Origin of the sequence: Acinetobacter sp. WCHAc010052, assembly GCF_002165295.2 — a bacterium.
Lineage (GTDB): Bacteria > Pseudomonadota > Gammaproteobacteria > Pseudomonadales > Moraxellaceae > Acinetobacter > Acinetobacter chinensis.
The window spans coordinates 1,420,136-1,440,336 of sequence record NZ_CP032143.1 but is presented as its reverse complement, the minus strand read 5'-3'; the positions used below and the strand labels follow the sequence as shown (position 1 = coordinate 1,440,336).

Below are 20,201 nucleotides of genomic sequence, written 5' to 3'. Positions count from 1 at the left end.
TTTATAATTGTGAACCAATAAAGAAATGTAACCGAATAGGGTGATTTTCGTCTGAAAGACCCGATGCGACATCTATACGGATTGGACCAATAGGTGATGCCCATCGAATCCCGATACCTGCACTGTATTCCAGATCATTACTGAATTTTTCATCATACGCATTACCAAAGTCACTGAATACAGCTGCGCGCCAGCCTTCCTTGAACTGATAATTATATTCAAGTGAACCTACAGCCAGAGCCTGACCACCCACTTTAAATCCGTCCACTTCAGGCGAAAGACTCTTGTAGTCAAAACCGCGTAATGACTGATCACCACCTGTAAAGTAACGCAGATTATACGGAACCTTATTGAAATCCTGAGTAAAGATATAACCAGCCTGAGTACTTCCGACAAACTGATGGTTATTGTTCTCGCCCAGTGAGTAAATAAAATGCCACGCAGCATTTACAATTGCCATATCTGCATCAGACAGTAATGATTCACTGCCCAGTTCCAGCTTATAGGTCTGTTTAAAACCACGTGTCGGGTTGACCCGTTTATCACTGTCAGTACGTGAAATTTCATAACCTAACAGTAAGGATTCCTGCTCTGAATTACGGTTTGCCAGGAATGCATCCGGTATATCTTCTACAGCTACAACGGTTCCACTCTGTGTTAAACGATCCAGACGGTAACGTAAACCAAATGTATGCTGCCAGCTGCCACGAGGGTTTTTAATCACCCGGTCAGCACCTGCAACAGCAGATTCAATCATCAGGTTGACACCCTGACCGACATCATCACGTTCTTCACGTTCATAACCACCTACCAGGCTGATGTAGTCATTCAATGGGTGGTTATAAGGAATATTATAACGACCATCAATAGACTGCCTGATCTGTGACAGTTCCATATTGGCATCAAATGAGTGTCCACGACGGTTTACAATGGCACGGCGATACTGTCCACGCAGACGTGCGCCAGTATCTGTACCATAACCGACACCCACTTCAGCATTGTTCAGTTTGTCTGCATTCAGCGTCACAATCACGGGAATTTTCTTTTCTTCACGTGCCTGCTCTTTACGCAGATCTTCCTCACTCAGCTTATTCTGCTGTTCAACCTGCAAGGTTCTTAATTTTTCACTGTCCTGTGCCGAAGCATTTGCACCGGCAAACTGTTTTTCATCCACGACATTCTGAGTGACTTCCGTTCTGGATGCCACCGTTTTCCCTGCATTTTCAGTCTGTGGCATGACATCCGAACGTGACAGTTTATCCTGATCAACAAGCTCCTGCAGGTCAGGTGGCAACTCTCCTGGAACTTCAATCGGATCTGGTTTTACAGCATCCACCAGTGTGTAGTTGAAATAGCGGGAGTTGGTCAGGTTGTTTGCTAAAGAATTCACCCGCCAGAATGCATAATCTGCACCATCTTTCCATGACACCATGCTTTGCAGTACATCCAGATCAATAGGCAACTCTTTGGATGGATCACTCATTCTGAATTCTACAGCACCCAGTTTATAGCGCTCACCTGTTGCATAACGCAGGTTAATGTCTGCCGTGTTCTGAGGCTGAGCCACCTTAACATCATGTAAGCGCCAGTAGCCATCAAAAAAGCCGTTGTTGGATGCCGCTTCATTAATCCGGCTTTTGGTCTTTTCATATTCACCGTGATTCAGAATATCCCCAATCTCAAGATCGGGCAGAACGCCAATCACCTGGAACTGTGGCTGATTTTCACCACCACCGCTGAATTCGATATTCTGCGTTTTCACTAAAACTGGAGCATTTGGGGTTACGTTGACACGCACCTTACTTTCACTGATTTTTTCAAAGCGGAAAACGGCATTATAAAAACCCAATGCCTGTGCCGCCTGGTTAGACATCGTCCTTAACTGAGGTAAAGCCGAAGGAAAATCTGAATAGGATTCCTGGGTAAAACTGGACAGTTTGCCCTGTATATTTGCTTTCAGACTGTCCAATGCTGCGGCATAGTTCTTATCAGAAATATCTGTACTGTTCTGAGTGGTCGATGTAAAAACCACCTCTGCTTTGATTCGGGGTACTTTGGAAACAGTGGCTTCACGTGGCGGTCTGATTTTATAATACCAGCGTTTGAATAAACCAGGTTCTTCCTTATTTTCAGGCTCTGTAACCAGCCCAAGTTCAGGTAAGGAGCGTCCTGTTTCATTGGCTTCCACTACAATTTTACTGTCAACCTGAATCGAGCTCATCAGCTGATCCACATTTACAGGTGCCTGGTTAATTTCAGCCAGTTCCTGCTGGCTGGCATCAGTGACAACTATTTCCTGTGTCTGACCTGCACGGTACTGTTCTGCTTCCTGTTTTGCTACAGATGCTTCTTTGAAAATTTCATCTGCCATAGCCTGATCGACAGGGGCAATGGGCAAGTCCTGAAGGTCTTCAAATTCTATCGGTTTAAACTCTGCCAGTGGCTGTACCGAAGTTTCCTGCTGTTGCAACATCGCCATACTGTCAGGCTGAGCAGGCTGTTCTGACTGGGACAGTTCTATTTTCTGTAACTGTTCAGCACTGTCCATGCCCTGTTTAACAGCTTCGCTCTTGAGTTGTTCTGTTATTTCTGTTTGAGTAGGCTCAGGTTGTGTCTGCGCCAGTTCAGTCAGGTTATTCTGTGCAAAACCCTGTTGAGCAAGTACACTTAAAAAGACCCCCATGCAGATACTGCGATGATTCCACAGACTGATGGAACTCATACTCAGACAAAGCACTGACTTTTTAAAATTCTTTCTGGCAAGCATGGATAACTCTGAACAATATAATATTTTTGATGGAAATTTCCCAACAAAAGGTTTGCTAACAAACTCAAATGTATTGGATTTTTCACTGAAATACAGGCTAAAAATATCATACATGATTTTGCTTGCTGTTTTACCAAATGAACACATTTCTTAATAAAACTTTATGAAGTCCCGAACTATGAAGAAAAATGAACATCTGTTAGGTACACGGCGGTTTTTACCGATGTTTATCACGCAGTTTTTTGGTGCTTTAAACGACAATGTTTATAAACAGGCACTGCTGCTCGTGATGACATACGGATGGATTCATCAGCAAGGGGCAAACATCAGCACACTGAACAATCTGGCTGCGTTGCTGTTCATTTTACCTTACTTCATTTTTTCTGCGACAGCCGGACAGATTGCAGATAAGTTTGAACGCTCAAAACTCATCCGTGGCATCAAGATTCTTGAAATTATCATCATGCTGATCGGTACAGCAGGCTTTTTACTCGGCAATTTATGGCTGCTGTTACTGGCACTGTTCATGATGGGGACTCACTCTACCTTCTTTGGTCCAATCAAATATGCAGTACTGCCTGAAATACTGAAACCCAGTGAACTGATGTCTGGAAATGCACTGTTTCAGTCAGGTACATCCATGGCAATTCTGATCGGTATGATCCTCGGAGGTGCTGTGATTTCAGCCTCTCAGGGTAATCTGATCTGGATCAGTCTGACCGTTGTCACCATTGCTGTACTGGGTTATATCTCAAGTACTTTTGTCCTGAAGCAGAAAGTTACCGCACCTGACATTAAAATTGACTGGAACTTTTTCAGAACCAGTTATCAGACCATCCGCTATGCGAAAAGCCTGCCTGCTGTTTTTCTGATTTTACTGGGCAATTCATGGTACTGGTTTTATGGAGCAACCTATCTGACTCAGATTCCTCAACTGACTCAGCAGAATCTGCATGCATCAGAAAACGTAGTCAGTCTGCTGCTGACCTTTTTTTCAGTCGGTATAGGTGTAGGTTCTCTGCTGTGCAGACGTTTTGGCGGTTCTGAAGTCAATCTGAAAATGGTTCCCATTGGAGCTGTCGGTCTGACACTGTTTGCTTTATATCTGGCAGCAAGCCTGAGTTTTGTTCCAGAAAAAACAGGTGCATTGATTGGTCTGTCTGAGATATTCCATCAGGGATGGAGTTATTATCATGTCATGATTGCTGTGACGTTGCTCGGAATCAGTGGCGGTTTCTATATTGTTCCGCTGTACGCCATAATGCAGGCTTATTCTCCACGTTCACACCGTGCGCGGGTCGTAGCAGCAAATAATATCCTGAATGCTGTTTTTATGGTGTCATCTGCGGTTTTTTCCATTATCATCTTGAGCGTACTGAAGATTGATATCAAAATACTTTTCTGTATGACTGCTGTACTCAGTGCAATATTTACCACCTGGTTACTGATCAGGCTGAAACCTGCACTTCACTCTGCCAAAGACTCACTGGAGGAATAATTTCATGCGCCAATATTCAGGTATGGACAAACTCATTCATTCATTTGATCAGGCATTACGCAGTTTGGTTCCTGGAGTCACCACTGCCCAGCGCAGTAATCCAGGAAACACCTCTGAGACTCAGCTGGCAGTCAGTGAAGCCCGTCATGTGGCGGGTCTGATGCGTGTAAACCATAGTGGTGAAGTCTGTGCTCAGGCGCTTTATCATGGACAGGCACTGACCGCAAAACTGCCCAATGTCCGCAAGGAAATGGAACAGGCTGCTGTAGAGGAACAGGATCACCTGGCATGGTGTGAAGACCGCTTAAAAGAGCTGGACAGCCACACCAGTCTGCTGAACCCTGTCTGGTACGGACTGTCTTTTGGTATGGGTGCGCTTGCTGGGATTGCAGGTGATAAATACAGCCTGGGTTTTGTTGCTGAAACAGAACGTCAGGTCAGTCTTCACCTTGAGCATCATATCAGTCAGTTACCTCCTCAGGATGATCGTTCACGCAAGATTCTGGTGCAGATGAATGAAGATGAACTGCATCATCGTGATACCGCTTTAAATGCAGGTGGTGTTGATTTACCTTTACCGGTACGGATCACAATGACCGCTATTTCTAAACTGATGACAAAAACCAGTTACTATATCTGAGTCAACAGGTTCAGTTCTGTTTTCATAAAAAGCCCCTGAATATTTTCCCAGGGGCTTTTTTAATAACTCATCTGGAACTTACAACCACAGACCAATGACGATAAAGCAGAATCAGCAACGGGATCAGACTGTCAGAGTCCAAGGGCTGATTTTCCTGTAAACCTGAGACCAACCCCAGGTTCAGTCACAATATAACGGGGATGTACAGCATCATCTCCCAGTTTGCTTCTCAGCTTCGCCACCAGTATCCGCAAATAATGCGTATCTTCCTGATGCGTCGGTCCCCAAAGATCTTTTAAAATCTGAGGCTGAGTCAGTAACTGCCCCTGGTGCATTGCCAGCATATTTAACAGCTGAAACTCTTTTCGGGTCAAAGAAATCAGTTCTTTATTCAGATAAACCTGCCTCTGTGCAAAATCTATTTTCAGCTCACCATCATCATATACTGCTGACTCAGTCGTAACAGGCGTGTTTCTGAGCATGACACGGATTCGTGCCATCAACTCCTGAACACTGAAAGGTTTAGTCACATAGTCATTTGCTCCTGCATCCAGCAATGCCACTTTTTCTTCTTCGTCTGCACGTACTGAAAGTACAATCACCGGAACATGAGACCACTGCCGTAATTCAGTCAGCACTTCACGACCATCCAGATCAGGCAACCCTAAATCAAGAATAATAAGATCAGCTCCATGTAAAGCCAGTGCTTCCAGTCCCTGCTGACCGGTTTCTGTCAGTTCAGTCCGGTAACCCTGAGCCCGTAAAGCAATATCCAGAAACTTTCTGATCTGATTTTCATCATCAATGATCAGGATGCTCGCTGCATTACTCTGTAATTTTACATATTCCAAAACGCAGTCCTCTGTTATCACCGTGGCTGATCGGCAAAGTCATTCTGATACAGGTGCCTTTACTGTTTTTTGCTGATTCAGCAGAAATCTGCCCCATATGTGCACCAACAATTGCTTTCACGATAGTCAGCCCAAGACCTGTTCCATATTGCCCACGGTCACCGCGCTGCATGGTATAAAACATATCAAAAATACGGTTACGTTCATCTTCAGGAATACCTTCACCCTGATCTGATATGACAATCTGAACCTGCTCCTGATTGAGCTGAAGCACTTCAACTTCTACAGGTACACCTTGTGGCGAAAATTTTGCTGCATTTTCAAGCACATTAAAAACAGCCTGTTCAATCAGTGCCGCATGAACAAACAAACTGACGGGTTCTGCTGGTAAAATCACACTGACCAGCGTCTCAGGCATATAGCGTTTCAAACGACGGACAGCAGATCCAACCAGCTCATCTGCTTCAATCCAGTCCCGTTTCAGACTTAAGCCTTCATGCCCCAGACGGGTCATATCCAGCAGATTCTGAATATAACGGTCCAGTCGTTCACCCTCAATATGTATCGCCTGTAGAAGACTGTTCTGGTCTTCATCATTCATGTTCAGACGATAATGCATCAGTGTATCTGCCGAACCAATCATGGAAGCCAGTGGTGATCTTAAATCATGAGAAACTGAAGACAGTAGCGCCGAACGTAATTTTTCTGTTTCAGAATTTACATTGGCAATTTCAAGCTCTTTGGTCAACTGAGTCCGATAAACTGCCTGAGCAATATAATCGACCATGGATTCCATCAGATGTTTCTGTTCACTGTTCAGTGCCGAAACTGCGGCAGGATATTTTATACCTGCGACTCCCAGTGATTCCCTTGAAGTCAGCAAAGGAAGAAACACCCATTCATTTTCCATGAGTGTCTGAGTAAAACGACCCGATGGCTGATGATTCTTACGTGTCCATTCTGCCGAGATTTTTTCTTTTTCTGTCAAAAGTGATAAATCACTGCCTGTTTCCGTACTGTCTGAAAGACTGATCCAGATCTGTGCATGGAGATGCTGTTCGAGACTTTGCTGTCCATGCTGTATCACCTGCTCCAGATTTACAGCCATAGACAGCTTCTGCCCAAGATCCTGCATGATACTGTTATGACTGTTGGCAGTTTTTAAGGCAACCACCTGCTCCCTTAAACGCGATGCTAGCCGACTGGCAATCAGAGCAGCGGCTAAAAATGCAATGACTGTCACCACGCCCTGATGTGCCGATATCTGTAAGGTAAATTCGGGACTGATAAAGAAAAAATTATAAGCCAGAAAAAACAGCAGTGCAGAACTGACAGCAGCCAGCATTCGGGTCTTTGACGCAACAAACACCACAGCGGTAATAAAAATAACCGACAGTTCTTCTATTCCCAGAAAATATTCTCCGACCCACGCAATCGCAATACTCACGCATGTTGTCAGCACAACGAACAGGCTTTCTCTCACACTCAGAAATGAGCCTTTTAAATGCTGTTTGTCCGCACTTCTGTCTTTCTGCCGAACTGGAACAATACTCAGCTCATAAGAAGGCTGTTTTTTCATCAGCTGCTGAGCAATGGATGGATTCAGATGGTTCAGAACAGTTGTTTTCTGTTGTGGCAGCATTAGGGTCGCAATACCTTTAGTCACCGCAAAATCATTTAAAATTCGGGCTTTTTCCTGACCATATAATGTTTCTGTCATTCCTCCCATCTGTCGGGCAAGATTAAATGCATCATCCACGGCTTTTACGTGTGCTGAACCATTGCGTTTATCTGCTGCAAATGCAACCACAGTCCATTGAGCTGCTCTTTTTTCAGCAAGTCGACAACCTGCTCTGACCATTGCCTCAGGTTGAACAGTTTCCTCAAGCAGGATCAGTACATGATTATTTAAAGGGACAGGAATCTGCCCCTGTACCATAAAGTTTTCACGGACATCCACATCCACGTAACCGGCAACCGTCTGAATTGCAAGTTCACGCAAAGCGGTCAGATTGGAAATATTGAAAAACCCCTGCAGTGCCTGTGCTGTCTGCTCAGGCACATAAACTTTGCCCTGATTCAGCCGTTCAAGCAGTTCATTGACCGGTAAATCTATCAGGCGGATATCCCTGATGCGCTCAAGCACCCGATCAGGTACGGTTTCTTTAACCCTGACACCGGTAATCTGATAAACCACATCATTCAGACTTTCAAGATGCTGAATATTCATGGTGGTAAAAACATCTATACCCGCGTCCAGCAGTTCATTGACGTCCTGCCAGCGTTTACTGTGTCTGCTGCCAGGGATATTCTGATGGGCAAATTCATCTACAAGGACAATCGCAGGTTTACGTTTCAGAACAGCATCAATATCCATTTCAACCAGTGAATGCCCCTGATAGCTGATCTGTTTAAGCGGAATTTCGGGCAGACCATCTCTCAGACTTTCAGTTTCAGTCCGACCATGTGCCTCAACATAGCCAATAACAATATCCTGCCCCTGCTGGTGCAGATCACGCGCCCGCATCAGCATGGCATAGGTTTTACCGACACCCGGTGCTGCACCCAGAAAAACAGTCAGACGACCTGACTGATAACGCTGCACGTGCTGTAATAAGGTATCTGCTTTTATATTTCGATGTTCTGTCATTGTTCTGCCATTTCTCATGACTGGCATGAAAGTATTTTAGTTCTGCTTATATCCGACAGGATATCCTATTCAGATACGGTTCAACAATTGTCATAAAATCTGTAATCAGGGCAGATTCTGCAGATACAGAATCCACCCATTCAAGCTCTAGACTTTGCCATACTGCTGATCAAGCAACAGGTTCAGCTTCAGTACATTGATCCGTGCAGTTCCCAGCAACCCAGCCGTTGGATGCCGTGTATGCTGAGCAATCAAAGTCAGAATATCCTGCTCTGAAACATTACGTCTGGCAGCAATTCTTTTTGCCTGAATCTTTGCAGCCTGCACACTGATTTCAGGGTCCAGTCCACTACCCGATGCGGTGACCAGATCTTCAGGAATCTGATGCGGTGACACGACATTTAAAGTTGCCTGCTCTGCAACACGCTGCTGAATGGTCTTTTGCAGTTCTGGATTGGTTCGTGCCATATTACTTCCTGCTGCAGCCATTGGGTCATAAGCTGAAACAGATGGACGTGAGTGAAAATATTCCATCCCCTGAAAGGGCTGTGCAATCAGCTCAGAACCCACAATCTGTTCATTCTGCACAATCAGACTGCCATTTGCCTGATGTGGAAAAATCAACTGTCCTACACCCGTGGCAACAGCACTGTATAAAAAACCGCAGATTCCCAGGCTGATCACTGTCAATCCCAGTGATGCTCTGATGACTGTACCCAGAGCACCTGTTTCAATGGTCTGTACATTCTGTATATTCATGTGTCTGCTCCTGTATTTATACAGACATAATCTGAGTGATCACCATATCAATGGCTTTAATGGCTATGAACGGTAAAATCACACCGCCGACACCATAGATCAGCATATTTTTTCTGAGCAGCTGAGTTGATGTAGAAGGTTTAAATTTCACACCTCGCAGTGCAACTGGAATCAGTAAAGGAATCACAATGGCATTGAATATCAGTGCGGACAGAACTGCACTTTGTGAACTGCCCAGCTGCATCACATTCAATACCTGCATTTCTGGAATCGCCACTACAAACAACGCAGGCAAAATAGCAAAGTATTTTGAAATGTCATTTGCCAGAGAAAAAGTCGTTAGTGCGCCTCGGGTAATCAGCTGCTGTTTCCCAATTTCCACAACCGCCAGCAGTTTGGTTGGATCAGAATCCAGATCCACCATATTGCCCGCTTCTTTGGCAGCCTGAGTACCTGAATTCATTGCCAGTCCGATATCTGCCTGTGCAAGTGCCGGTGCATCATTGGTACCATCACCCACCATGGCAACCAGATGCCCACTTTGCTGCTCTTTACGGATACATTCGAGTTTGTCTTCAGGTTTTGCTTCAGCAATATAATCATCAACACCTGCTTCAGCAGCAATTGCCGCAGCGGTTAATGGGTTATCACCTGTCACCATGACTGTTTTAATACCCATTTCACGTAAACGGGCAAACTTTTCTTTAATACCGTGTTTAATCACATCGGACAGTTCTATCACACCCAGTAAAGTCTGATCTCTTGCCACAACCAGCGGAGTTGCACCTTTTGATGCGACCTGTTCCACACGGGTTCTCAGCTCAGTATGATCTTCTTTCTGACCGACAAATTTAAGAATGGCATCCATCGCCCCTTTACGGATCTGCTGTCCTTCCTGAAGATTTACCCCTGAAATCCGTGTTGCAGCATTAAAGGCAATGAACTCAGCATTTACAGGCTCATTTATACGATCTCCAAGCTCTTTCGCCAAAGCAACAATGGATTTTCCTTCAGGTGTCGGGTCTGCCAGTGAAGTCATGACCGCTGCCTGACGAAGCTCAGATTCAGATACTCCTGCAACCGGATAAAATGCTGTTGCCTGGCGGTCACCATAGGTAATCGTGCCTGTTTTATCCAGCAGCAACACATCAACGTCCCCAGCCACCTCCACTGCCTTACCTGATTTTGCAATAACATTGGCTTTTAAAGCCCTGTTCATGCCAGCAATACCAATTGCAGGCAATAAACCACCAATCGTTGTCGGAATCAGACAGACCAGCAAAGCAACCAGTAAGACGGGATCAATGCGGATACCCAGAAAGTGGCTGATAAACGGTAAGGTCACAACCACCAGTATAAAAGTCACTGTCATTACGGTCAGCAGAATTCCCAGTGCAATTTCATTGGGTGTTTTCTGACGGTTTGAGCCTTCCACCAGTGCAATCATACGATCCAGAAAACTGTTCCCTGCTTCTGCTGTGACCTGAACCACAATGCGGTCTGTCAGAACTTTTGTCCCTCCTATCACCCCAGAGTGATCAGTACCAGCCTCACGTAAAACAGGTGCAGATTCACCTGTCACTGCTGCTTCATTGATGGTGGCAAAACCCTCAATGATTTCACCATCGGACGGAATAATTTCCCCCGCATGGACTTCGATCAGATCATTCTTCTTCAGATCTGTTGCTGCAATCTGAACAGCCTGAGTGTCATGAACTGATAAAAGTTTCCGGGCTGTCAGGTTCTGGCGGGCTGCACGCAGTGAAGATGCCTGTCCCCGACCCTTGGCTTCAGCAACAGCTTCTGCATAATTGGCAAACAGTACGGTAATGAACAGAATCAGTGTCACTGACAGTCCAAACAGTAAATTCACCGCACCCATCAATGTGCTGAAAAATGTAATCAGCGTACCCAGCCATACAATCGCCATTACGGGATTTTTGAACGCATGCTGGGGCAATAATTTAATACAGGCATTTTTCCAGGCTTCAGGCTGTAAAAATGCAGAGGTATTTTCTGAACGGATCTGTTTATTCATTTTTCTGCTCCTTAACCCTGAACAAGCAACAAGTGATCTGCAATTGGACCGAGAACCAGCACAGGCATGAACTGAAGTAATGTCAGCATGACCACAATGGCTATCAGTGTCAGAGCAAAGGTTGGAGTTTCAATTTTCAGACTGCCTGAACTTTCAGGTGCCTGTCTTTTAGTTGCCAGTCGTGCGGCAATGAACAGCGGAATAATCAGTGCAGGGAAACGTCCCAGCAGTAACGCCACCGAACAGCTGACATTCCACCAGATGGTGTTATCCGCCAGTCCCTCAAACCCTGAACCGTTATTGGCATAGGCAGAAACATATTCGTACAGTACCTGACTGATTCCGTGATAACCTGGATTACTGTTTCCTGTCAGGGACGGAACAGCCAGTGTAATTGCTGTAAAGCCCAGAATCACCAATGGCTGAAGTAAAATCAGTACCGCCAGCAGTTTAATTTCAGCGGCTTCAATTTTCCGCCCAAAAATTTCAGGTGTTCGTCCTGTCATTAATCCTGCAATAAATACCACCAGGAACAGATACACCAGAAACTGCTGTAATCCACAACCCACACCGCCCCAGATGGCATTGATCATCATGTCTGACAGGCTCACAAGTCCCGTCAGCGGTGCAGATGAATCGTGCATCATGCCCACAGAGCCGTTGTTGACCTGAGTGGTTACCGCTGCCCACAGTGCAGAAGATGATTCACCAAAACGGACTTCTTTGCCTTCCATTGAGGACAGCTGATTTGCAGTGGATGAAAGACTTTCTGACCAGATCGCTGCTGTTGCAGAAACTACAGACATAAACAGCATGGAACCAAACACCAGCCCTGCAAATTTTGCACGCCGTGTGAAAAAACCAAGCATAAAAATCACACTGACTGGAATCAGTAAAATCGCCATCATTTCCAGAAAATTGGATAATGGGGTTGGATTTTCCAGCGGAACAGTACTGTTCGGTCCATACCAGCCGCCACCATTACTGCCAAGCTGTTTTATGGCAACCATGGAAGCAATCGGACCTAAAGGTATTTTCTGTGTCTGCATTTCTGAAGTCGGTTCAAGTACCTGTACTTCAGGACCGCCCTGAAAAGTGGATGGCACACCCTGACCTGTCAACAGCACTGACCATACCAGGCAAAGTGGCAGTAAAAATCGGAAGGTTGGACGGATGACATCAGCCCAGTAGTTTCCGACATTAATTTCATTCAGGCTTTTTTTCTCAGCAGACTGCGGTTCTGGTTTATAAAACAGCGCACGGACTGTAGCCACCACCATTGCCAGTCCCATCATTGGAGTAATGATCTGCATACCGACTATCCCAACCATCTGCGACAGATAGGAAAGTTGAGCCTGACCTGAATAATGCTGCTGGTTGGTGTTGGTCAGAAACGAGATCATGGTGTGCAGTGCAAGATCCCATGACATATTGGGTGCATTATTGGGATTGAGGGGTAATGCTGCCTGAACCATAAACATCAGCCAGGTCACCAGTCCCAGAAACACACAGCTGACAGTAAAACTTAAGGCATAAGTTCTGGCATTCATTCCTCGTGAGGGATCAGTTCCAAGTAAGGCATATAACGGCTTTTCAAACCAGCTGAACAGCAGATCTGTTTTCATGGGTCTGTTCTGCATGACGGCAGCAAGATATTTCCCCAATGGAACAGCAAGCAGTATGACTACTGTCAGGAGCAGTATCATTTCAGTCATGATGCACCTCACATAATGAAGGTGTATTCAGGACATTCAGGTTATAGACAACCTGATCTGTATTATTTGTTTTAAGCGTAATTAAGCATGATTGATGCTGTATCAGCAATTGATGCGCTTGTAATTCAGCAGACATCTTTTTTATCCTTTACATCGGAGATATTCCACATGCAAGTATGAAAAAGACAGGCGTAAACTCTCTATGCGGGAAAACTGGATTGCCGTAAATATGCCGTAAATTTTTTATTTTAATCTTTAATCAGAATCTGTAAGTCGGACTGCTTTTGTTCTTTATCCTGCTGAATCATGGATGGATTTCCTGGATAGGTGTGTCCATCAAATTTTAACAGGACATTCCCTGCACCTTTACTGTAAACACTCAGCGACTTCCATCCATTGATAGGTTTATCTGAAACAGCAACAGGTGTATTCACCAGTGTCGTTTTACTGACAAAGTCAAAGCCCAAAGCCGTCCCTTTAAATATCAGCAATGTACATCCACCTGAACCACACCAGTCCATACCTTTCAATAGAACTACAGCGTCATCCACAGCATCTGCATTCAGGTCAGTCAGTGCAAAGTCGTATTGCGCAGTCGTTTGAGTATAGGCATAGACCGCCTGCTGTAACTGTTGTTCCTGGATCTTGATTTTCTGTTCAGGCTGATTTGCCTGCCCCCTAAACTGGATATTTTCCAACCCAGTATTTATGCTGGCGCATCCAAACAAAAATATGACTGTTGAAACCACACTGTAAAATAAGGTTCTGACCATTGGTTATTTCTCACTGAATATTCAATGAAACCTGTGGAAAATCATGTTCAGCATGTCTGAACTGATCATCCTGCCAGATCTCCATCATTGGGATTTTGACATCCAGCGCCAGGGGAAGTTTTTTAGGATTAAACGTCATGGCAGTTAAATCCCTTCCCCAGGCAATCAGATCAATATCCAGTGAAATATGATGCGATGGACGCACCCGCCCAGAATCTGCTTCCATTTTTTTCAGAATGGCAGTCATTTCATCTACCGTTAACTCACTTTTCAGCAGACAGGCAGCATTCCAGTAATCTGCACCGATGCCATCCCTGCAGGGAATCAGATATACAGCTGAAAATACGGATGTGCCCATACGCTGAATCTGTGCAAATGTTTTCTGAAAATTAGGTTGTGGATTGCAATTACTCGCCAGAGCTAGGGCGAAAATCGTTTCGGTGGCGTTCAAGACGAATTCCTACAGAATTTGCTTGCGCGATAATGGCAGGCTTACGGATGGTTATGATAATGGATTCAACAGCAGGAAAGGTAGTAAAAAGAACCTTTAATACAAGGTGTGCTGCATGTTCAATCAATTCTGGCTGTGCCTGCTGGATAACCTGAGCCGACAGCTCACAGATTTCTGCATAATTCAGTGTATCGTTCAACAGATCAGACTCTGCCGCATTTTTCAGACAGGTATTGACCGTCAGATCCAGCATCAAAGGCTGAATAATCTGTCGTTCCCAGTCAAAACAGCCAATCACTGTTTCAACTTTTAAACCTTCAATAAGAATTGAATCCATGTTTTACCCTATCAGAATCTTTCAGTTGAATATTCCACATTTTAATGAAAGAAATACAGCAGGGATAACCCTGCTGATCAGTATAAATAAATACGGAATGACTTAATGCTTCAGCCCAGGAAGACTGTTCTGCACCATCTGTAAACGCTGGTCTGCGTAAATATCTGTATATGGTGCCAGTATGCGCATAAAACGATCAAAATAAAGCATCTGTTTGAACAGTAAAGCAAAGTCACGTGGGAAACGGATACCATGACGCTCACCGACACCCACCATATCCATCATGATGTCATTCAGATCAGCTGGGTTTGAAGACAGAATCTGCTGAGGATCTGCCATCAGCACTCCACTGAACAGTCTTTCCAGATCTTCTGCAAGAACCTGGGTATCAATCTTCTGACTGGTTGCCCCCATGTGCAGCATATTTTCAGCCATAGCTGCATAATCAGTCCGCTGTAAAGCATCCATAAATGCCATACATGCCTGCCAGACCTCAGGTTTCAGCTGTCCAACAATTCCAAAATCAATAAATCCAACACGTCCATCTTCAAGCAGCATCAGGTTTCCAGCATGCAGATCAGCGTGAAATGATTTACACAGCATTAAACTGCCGAACCACGTGTTCATTGCTGTAATCAGAACCTGAGACGGATCTTTGGACACTTTTTTGACCACTTCAAAATCTGTCAGTGGCACACCATACAGACGCTGCATGGTCAGTACACGGCGGGTTGAATACTGGTGATAAACCTTTGGCGCAGTTGCGGCTGTATTCTGAGAAACTTTCAGATAATTCACAAAATCATCCAGATTCTGTGCTTCCTCAATAAAATCCACCTCACGCACCATACGTGTTTTGATCTCTTCCACAATATCGGCAAGTGATGCAAATTTAACTTTGGGAACAGCACGTTCCAGCAGTTTTGTTGCCCAGTGCAGAACATTCAGGTCAGTGTAGAGAATCGTTTCCACCCCTGGTTTCTGCACTTTGATCACTACATCTTCACCAGTGACCAGTCGGGCTGCATGAACCTGAGCAATAGAAGCAGAAGCCAGTGGCTTTTCATCAATGGATGCAAAAATTTCACCCAGATCACGCCCTGCAAATTCAGAAGCCAGCACGCCCTGCACATAGCTGAAAGGCAATGTTGGAGTCTGATCCAGGCATCCCTGAAATTCTTCTACATATTCGCGGGGAAACAGCGATGGCGTGCTGGCAATAAACTGCCCAAGTTTGATATAGGTAGATCCCAGGGACTCAAAAGTCTCACGCATCAGTTTTGCGTTACTGGGTTTCTCTGTGGCATATTTAATACCTGCTTTTGCAGCAATGACTGCCGTTTCCCCAACACGGGCAACCGACCGCAAGCCGTCCAGCCAAATATTGTTTTTCATAATATCGTTGTATCTTAAAATTTTCACAAGTTTAGCAAAAAAAGAAGCTCAGAGGCATTATCCTGCCTGACAACAGCTGCAAGCCTCATCTTTTTCAAAGGAAAGAATGCGCTGTTTCATATTCAGCCCATCCCATAACAACAGTTTCTGTCTGAGCGGTGTTTTGCCCAGTCCCAGATACAGTAAGGCATGATGCGCCTGGAGAGTTGCCATGATATTTGGTGTTGTTGCAAGAACACCCGAATCTGCACATCTGAATCCTTCATTGTCATGGGCTTCTTTAGGAAACAGGCATTCATAACATGCAGTTGTAGCCTCCACCATCAGTAACTGCCCCTGAAAACCGATAGCCGAAGCACTGATCAAAGGAACTGCATATCGGTTACAGATGCAGTTGACCAGGTAACGGGTACTAAAATTATCACACCCATCCAGCACCAGATCCTGTCTTTCAATAAACTGATCAGCGTTTTGCTCAGTCAGATGGCAGCTATGGCTTTCCACCTGAATATAAGGATTGATCTGTCTGAGTTTTTCTGCGAGTTTTTCCGCTTTGTAAAACCCGACATGCTCATAACTGAAAGCGGTCTGTCTCTGTAAATTACTGATTTCAACTGTATCTGCATCGAGCAGCGTAATTTTGCCGACACCTGCCCGAGCCAGTAATTCTGCTGCTGTACAACCGATACCACCACAGCCGACTATCAGGACATTTGCCAGTTTAAGTTTTTCCTGTGCATCAATATCCCAGCCATCCAGCAGAATCTGTCTGCTATACAGATGCATTTCATCATCACTCAGTTCAAAATCTGCATCAGACGGTATACTCAATTGCGTTCCTGCATCCAGTTTTACATTTGCATCAATTATAGTAAAAAACTCAACATCAGTTCATTGAATCCTGGCAAATTTTCCTGTTTTATACTCCTTCTGCATCTTTTTCATCAAAATTAAGTTAAACATCGGACTGACACTGAAATCTGTCATTTAAAACTTGAGTGCAGTCATCTTGCTCATTTAAAATATATAAAACAAAAATTTACAGGTTTTTTATGTGGGGAAAATTATTTTTACTTTCATTCATAACAATCATGATCAATACATCGGTACAGGCGGTTGAAGTTAACTCCATGCGGATCAATGGCAGTATTATCAGTATTGGAGATTCCGAATCATCCTTACTGAAAAAAGCAGGAAAAACCTCCATCCGGCACTCAGTTCATATCAACAGAAACAACCAGTCCTGTACTGCCCGTGAATATAACTACCGGATTGATTTACAGGAATATCGTGTCTATATCTGCTACAGCAAAGTGTTTCAGATCGACCGTATTAATCTTTAAATCCAGATTTAACTTTATTGAAAATAAACATGCCATTTTATTCAGGGGTTCCAATGCATAAATTTCTTATTCCATTTTCTTTACTGGCACTGTCCAGTAGCGCCATGGCAAATCAACCACTGAATCCTGTGCCACTTACGGCTCAATCCAGTTATTCAGCAGCTCCAGCTATGCCACTTCCAGGCAGACAGATTCCAGGCTTAGGACTTTCAGTATCTGCGGAATATTCAAATTTTGAAGCCACGCTGGATGACCGCTCTAAAATTGATCTGGATGGTGTTGCTTTGGCTGTTTCGATTAACCCACATCTGACCGGTTTTTATGGAAAGTTTGAAGCGCTGAAAAATACTGAATTTGATGCCGATTATTATGAATTTATCATGGGTGCACAGATCAATTTCATCAACTATCTGGGACTGTATGTACTTGGCCAGGTCGGACTGGGATATGCATGGGCAGAAACACCTGAAATGTACAATACCGTCAACTTTATGTCTTTGCCGGTGGGGCTTGAAGTCGGGCTTTCCCTTACACCTGAACTGTCAGTTTATGGTGGTGTCGGATATAAATGGTTATGGGATACAACATCTGAAAGTGTCTGTAATGATGGCAGTCCAAGTAACAGCACAGGAAATGGCACATGCTACTGGCATGGTGGTGTAGCATACTATAATGATACTTTCGGAGATACTGAAGGTCTGACTTATAAAGCAGGTCTGCGTTTTAACTTCTAAAATGTAATGACAACAGCAGCTCACAACCACCGTTCAGACAATCAAGCTCAGACTCGATATTCAGTATTTAAATGCAAAAAAAAGCACCCTTTCGGGTGCAAGAGCATAAACGTTTAAATCTATCAGAAACAGTTCAGTTTACTTTTTCAGTTTCCTGTGCCTTGGCGATCTCCTGCTGTTTCAGAAGATTACGCTGAATTTTACCGCTTGAGGTTTTTGGCAGGCTCTCAACAAATTCGATCTCTCTTGGATAAGCATGCTTTGAGAGACGTGAACGCACATAGTCCTGAAGTTTCTGCATCAAGGCTTCAGATGCAGATGGCTGATACTGTGGCTTGAGTACCACAAAGGCTTTCACCAGTTCTGTGCGTTCAGCATCCGGTTTACCGATAACCGCAGACTCAAGTACTTCTTCACATTCAAGCAAAGTACTTTCCACATCAAATGGTCCAATCCGATATCCTGAAGTTGTAATGACATCGTCAGCACGCCCTACAAAATCCACGCCACCATGTTCATTTAACCTGACTGTATCCCCTGTCAGATAATACTTTCCAGCAAATGACTTACGGTTACCACCACCATAACCTTTAAACCAGGTCAGCGGAGATTCTGAAAAATCAATCGCCAGTGTTCCAATTCCACCCTTTTCCAGTTCCTGATGATTCTGATCCAGTACAGCAAAACGGTGACCCGGATTTGCAAACCCAGCTGAACCGACTTTAATCGGATGTTCCAGTGCATGATGATTACCAATCACCATACCAAGTTCAGTCTGTCCATACTGATCAAAAATATTGACATTCAGATCATGATTGAACCAGTGAATCACTTCAGGGGTTAATGGTTCACCTGCACTGCTGACTGCACGCAGATGTTCTTTAATGGATTGATCAAACTTTTCTTTAAAACCAAAAAACATACGGAATGCTGTCGGAGAACCAGTCAGATTACTGACCTTATATTTTTTAATCAGATGTACTGCATTGTCCACACTGAAGGCGCATTCATTCATGATAATGCTGTGCCCCAGTCCGAGTGGACCCGTGATCCCGTAGTACAGACCATAAGCCCAGCCTGGGTCAGCAAGATTCCAGAATGAATCATTGTCACGCAGATCCACAGCGTGACGCATATATTCTTTAAATGCCAGTACCGCCTTTAAAGAAACCTGTACCGATTTTGCAAGACCTGTGGTTCCTGAAGTAAACATCATCAGAAAATCATCTTCGAAAGTCAGCATGACAGGTTCAAATTCCGTCTGATATTTTTCCAGTTCAGTCCAGAAGTCATTATCCTTTTTTTCAGCATTCTGCGCTGAATGAACCGTCAATATATGAGGAACAGCAATACTGTTCAGTTTCGGTCTCTGTTCTTCACAGGTCACTATCAATTGCGTAGCCGCTGTCTGCACACGGTGCTCAATCGCTTTGGATTCAAATGCTGTAAACAGTGGCTGATAAACCGCACCGATTCGCCATGTTGCCAGAACCGTAATCAGCAGCTCAGGAGTTCTTGGCAGTAAACCCGCAATGCAGTTACCTTTTTTGATGCCTATGGACTGTAAATAATGTGCCATCTGAGCGGATGCCGCAGCAAGCTGATCAAAACTCCACTGCTGAAATTCTCCGTTTTTTCCTTCCCAGATCAGTGCTGTTCTGTCCTGCCCTGTATAACGTCCGCAACATTCCACATAGGCATTGATTGCCTGAGGTGAACCGTTTAACTGTTCTTCAATCAACTGCTCAAGATTAAAATCCTGGTGTGCCTGTTCCAGTGTCTTCATCACGATGAACTCCTATCCCTTGTACAAAACGTCACTGTTCTGTCTGTCCATTTTTCACTTTGTTGTTGTTCCGGAACATTCACTGTATGCAATGTTCATTTTTCTGTTTCTTTAGATAACCACGAATATCTTCGATCGACAATTTCCAAAAACCTCAGCTGTACTGCATTTTTTGGGTATAAATCCATCAGCATTTTTAAACACTATACTTTCTTGTGGTATGTTTATTACTTTTAGTATGTTTTAAGATCAAAATAAAACCATGCCCAAACTACATGATTCAATCTATTTCCAGACTGACCGCTTGCCATTCATGCCTCAGTGATCAGTTATATACAGGGCATGATCAGACAGACATTATTTAAGCTGAGCTGGTTGTTTAATATGTTGAAGTTTCATATATAACCGTTCAGGCAAAATACCGTCTGCAATTTCTGGTTTCCATTGCCGTTTTATACTTTTCG

17 protein-coding genes are annotated in these 20,201 nt (G+C 44.2%); 4 read left to right on the top strand and 13 right to left on the bottom strand.

Annotated features, from left to right (window positions below):
- Position 1: 1 nt before the first annotated feature.
- A complete protein-coding gene (locus CDG61_RS07110) occupies positions 2-2,767 on the bottom strand; it encodes an autotransporter assembly complex protein TamA (RefSeq protein ID WP_087550370.1) in 2,766 nt (921 codons plus the stop codon).
- Between the two features lie 178 nt (positions 2,768-2,945).
- Between CDG61_RS07110 and CDG61_RS07105 the strand changes: the two genes are divergently transcribed.
- Both CDG61_RS07105 and coq7 read left to right on the top strand, forming a co-directional pair.
- Complete coding sequence (locus CDG61_RS07105) at positions 2,946-4,265, top strand: MFS transporter (RefSeq protein WP_087550288.1); 1,320 nt, start codon at positions 2,946-2,948, stop codon at positions 4,263-4,265.
- Between the two features lie 4 nt (positions 4,266-4,269).
- Positions 4,270-4,905 (top strand): 2-polyprenyl-3-methyl-6-methoxy-1,4-benzoquinone monooxygenase, encoded by a 636-nt coding sequence (coq7, locus tag CDG61_RS07100; RefSeq protein WP_087511494.1) that lies wholly within the window; start codon positions 4,270-4,272, stop codon positions 4,903-4,905.
- A 131-nt stretch (positions 4,906-5,036) separates the two neighbouring features.
- Here the strand turns inward: coq7 and CDG61_RS07095 are convergent, their stop codons facing one another.
- The 11 genes from CDG61_RS07095 to CDG61_RS07050 all read right to left on the bottom strand — a co-directional run bounded on the left by CDG61_RS07095 (position 5,037) and on the right by CDG61_RS07050 (position 16,660).
- Complete coding sequence (locus CDG61_RS07095) at positions 5,037-5,756, bottom strand: response regulator (protein ID WP_087550289.1); 720 nt, start codon at positions 5,754-5,756, stop codon at positions 5,037-5,039.
- Positions 5,731-8,406 carry a sensor histidine kinase gene (locus tag CDG61_RS07090; protein ID WP_087550290.1) on the bottom strand — a complete coding sequence of 892 codons (2,676 nt, stop codon included), beginning with the start codon at positions 8,404-8,406 and terminating at the stop codon, positions 5,731-5,733. The genes CDG61_RS07095 and CDG61_RS07090 overlap by 26 nt, the downstream gene beginning before the upstream one ends.
- Positions 8,407-8,553: 147 nt before the next feature.
- Complete coding sequence (gene kdpC / locus CDG61_RS07085) at positions 8,554-9,165, bottom strand: potassium-transporting ATPase subunit KdpC (protein ID WP_087550291.1); 612 nt, start codon at positions 9,163-9,165, stop codon at positions 8,554-8,556.
- Between the two features lie 16 nt (positions 9,166-9,181).
- Positions 9,182-11,203: a potassium-transporting ATPase subunit KdpB gene (kdpB, locus tag CDG61_RS07080; RefSeq protein ID WP_087550292.1), complete on the bottom strand. Its 2,022-nt coding sequence runs from the start codon at positions 11,201-11,203 to the stop codon at positions 9,182-9,184.
- Positions 11,204-11,214: 11 nt separating this feature from the next.
- A complete protein-coding gene (gene kdpA, locus CDG61_RS07075) occupies positions 11,215-12,918 on the bottom strand; it encodes a potassium-transporting ATPase subunit KdpA (protein ID WP_087550293.1) in 1,704 nt (567 codons plus the stop codon).
- Complete coding sequence (locus CDG61_RS17450; protein WP_160116997.1) at positions 12,911-13,054, bottom strand: hypothetical protein; 144 nt, start codon at positions 13,052-13,054, stop codon at positions 12,911-12,913. Before CDG61_RS17450 ends, kdpA begins: the two co-directional genes overlap by 8 nt.
- Positions 13,055-13,166: 112 nt before the next feature.
- Entirely contained in the window at positions 13,167-13,616 is a 450-nt protein-coding gene (locus CDG61_RS07070) for a hypothetical protein (RefSeq protein ID WP_147387776.1), read from the bottom strand.
- Between the two features lie 85 nt (positions 13,617-13,701).
- Complete coding sequence (locus CDG61_RS07065) at positions 13,702-14,142, bottom strand: 2-amino-4-hydroxy-6-hydroxymethyldihydropteridine diphosphokinase (RefSeq protein ID WP_087550295.1); 441 nt, start codon at positions 14,140-14,142, stop codon at positions 13,702-13,704.
- The gene (gene folB / locus CDG61_RS07060; RefSeq protein ID WP_087511479.1) at positions 14,099-14,479 is read right to left on the bottom strand and encodes a dihydroneopterin aldolase; all 381 of its coding nucleotides are present in this window, start codon (positions 14,477-14,479) and stop codon (positions 14,099-14,101) included. Before folB ends, CDG61_RS07065 begins: the two co-directional genes overlap by 44 nt.
- Before the next feature lie 102 nt (positions 14,480-14,581).
- Positions 14,582-15,874 (bottom strand): ABC1 kinase family protein, encoded by a 1,293-nt coding sequence (locus CDG61_RS07055; protein ID WP_087550296.1) that lies wholly within the window; start codon positions 15,872-15,874, stop codon positions 14,582-14,584.
- Between the two features lie 57 nt (positions 15,875-15,931).
- Positions 15,932-16,660 (bottom strand): HesA/MoeB/ThiF family protein, encoded by a 729-nt coding sequence (locus tag CDG61_RS07050; RefSeq protein ID WP_087550371.1) that lies wholly within the window; start codon positions 16,658-16,660, stop codon positions 15,932-15,934.
- Positions 16,661-16,926: 266 nt separating this feature from the next.
- Here CDG61_RS07050 and CDG61_RS07045 point away from each other — a divergent pair, with 266 nt between their 5' ends.
- Both CDG61_RS07045 and CDG61_RS07040 read left to right on the top strand, forming a co-directional pair.
- Positions 16,927-17,217, top strand: coding sequence for a hypothetical protein (locus tag CDG61_RS07045; RefSeq protein ID WP_087550297.1), 291 nt, complete (start codon positions 16,927-16,929; stop codon positions 17,215-17,217).
- 53 nt (positions 17,218-17,270) lie between these two features.
- Positions 17,271-17,951: a hypothetical protein gene (locus tag CDG61_RS07040; protein WP_087550298.1), complete on the top strand. Its 681-nt coding sequence runs from the start codon at positions 17,271-17,273 to the stop codon at positions 17,949-17,951.
- 133 nt (positions 17,952-18,084) lie between these two features.
- Here CDG61_RS07040 and CDG61_RS07035 read toward each other — a convergent pair whose 3' ends face one another.
- A complete protein-coding gene (locus CDG61_RS07035; RefSeq protein WP_087550299.1) occupies positions 18,085-19,737 on the bottom strand; it encodes an AMP-binding protein in 1,653 nt (550 codons plus the stop codon).
- Between the last annotated feature and the right edge of the window lie 464 nt (positions 19,738-20,201).

Bases quoted from the DNA above. Each gene is read 5' to 3' on its own strand.
- CDG61_RS07110 (WP_087550370.1), bottom strand. From the start codon at position 2,767: ATGCTTGCCAGAAAGAATTTTAAAAAGTCAGTGCTTTGTCTGAGTATG.
- CDG61_RS07105 (WP_087550288.1), top strand. From the start codon at position 2,946: ATGAAGAAAAATGAACATCTGTTAGGTACACGGCGGTTTTTACCGATG.
- coq7 (WP_087511494.1), top strand. From the start codon at position 4,270: ATGCGCCAATATTCAGGTATGGACAAACTCATTCATTCATTTGATCAG.
- CDG61_RS07090 (WP_087550290.1), bottom strand. From the start codon at position 8,406: ATGACAGAACATCGAAATATAAAAGCAGATACCTTATTACAGCACGTG.
- kdpC (WP_087550291.1), bottom strand. From the start codon at position 9,165: ATGAATATACAGAATGTACAGACCATTGAAACAGGTGCTCTGGGTACA.
- kdpB (WP_087550292.1), bottom strand. From the start codon at position 11,203: ATGAATAAACAGATCCGTTCAGAAAATACCTCTGCATTTTTACAGCCT.
- kdpA (WP_087550293.1), bottom strand. From the start codon at position 12,918: ATGACTGAAATGATACTGCTCCTGACAGTAGTCATACTGCTTGCTGTT.
- CDG61_RS17450 (WP_160116997.1), bottom strand. From the start codon at position 13,054: ATGTCTGCTGAATTACAAGCGCATCAATTGCTGATACAGCATCAATCA.
- folB (WP_087511479.1), bottom strand. From the start codon at position 14,479: ATGGATTCAATTCTTATTGAAGGTTTAAAAGTTGAAACAGTGATTGGC.
- CDG61_RS07055 (WP_087550296.1), bottom strand. From the start codon at position 15,874: ATGAAAAACAATATTTGGCTGGACGGCTTGCGGTCGGTTGCCCGTGTT.
- CDG61_RS07050 (WP_087550371.1), bottom strand. From the start codon at position 16,660: ATGCATCTGTATAGCAGACAGATTCTGCTGGATGGCTGGGATATTGAT.
- CDG61_RS07045 (WP_087550297.1), top strand. From the start codon at position 16,927: ATGTGGGGAAAATTATTTTTACTTTCATTCATAACAATCATGATCAAT.
- CDG61_RS07040 (WP_087550298.1), top strand. From the start codon at position 17,271: ATGCATAAATTTCTTATTCCATTTTCTTTACTGGCACTGTCCAGTAGC.
- CDG61_RS07035 (WP_087550299.1), bottom strand. From the start codon at position 19,737: ATGAAGACACTGGAACAGGCACACCAGGATTTTAATCTTGAGCAGTTG.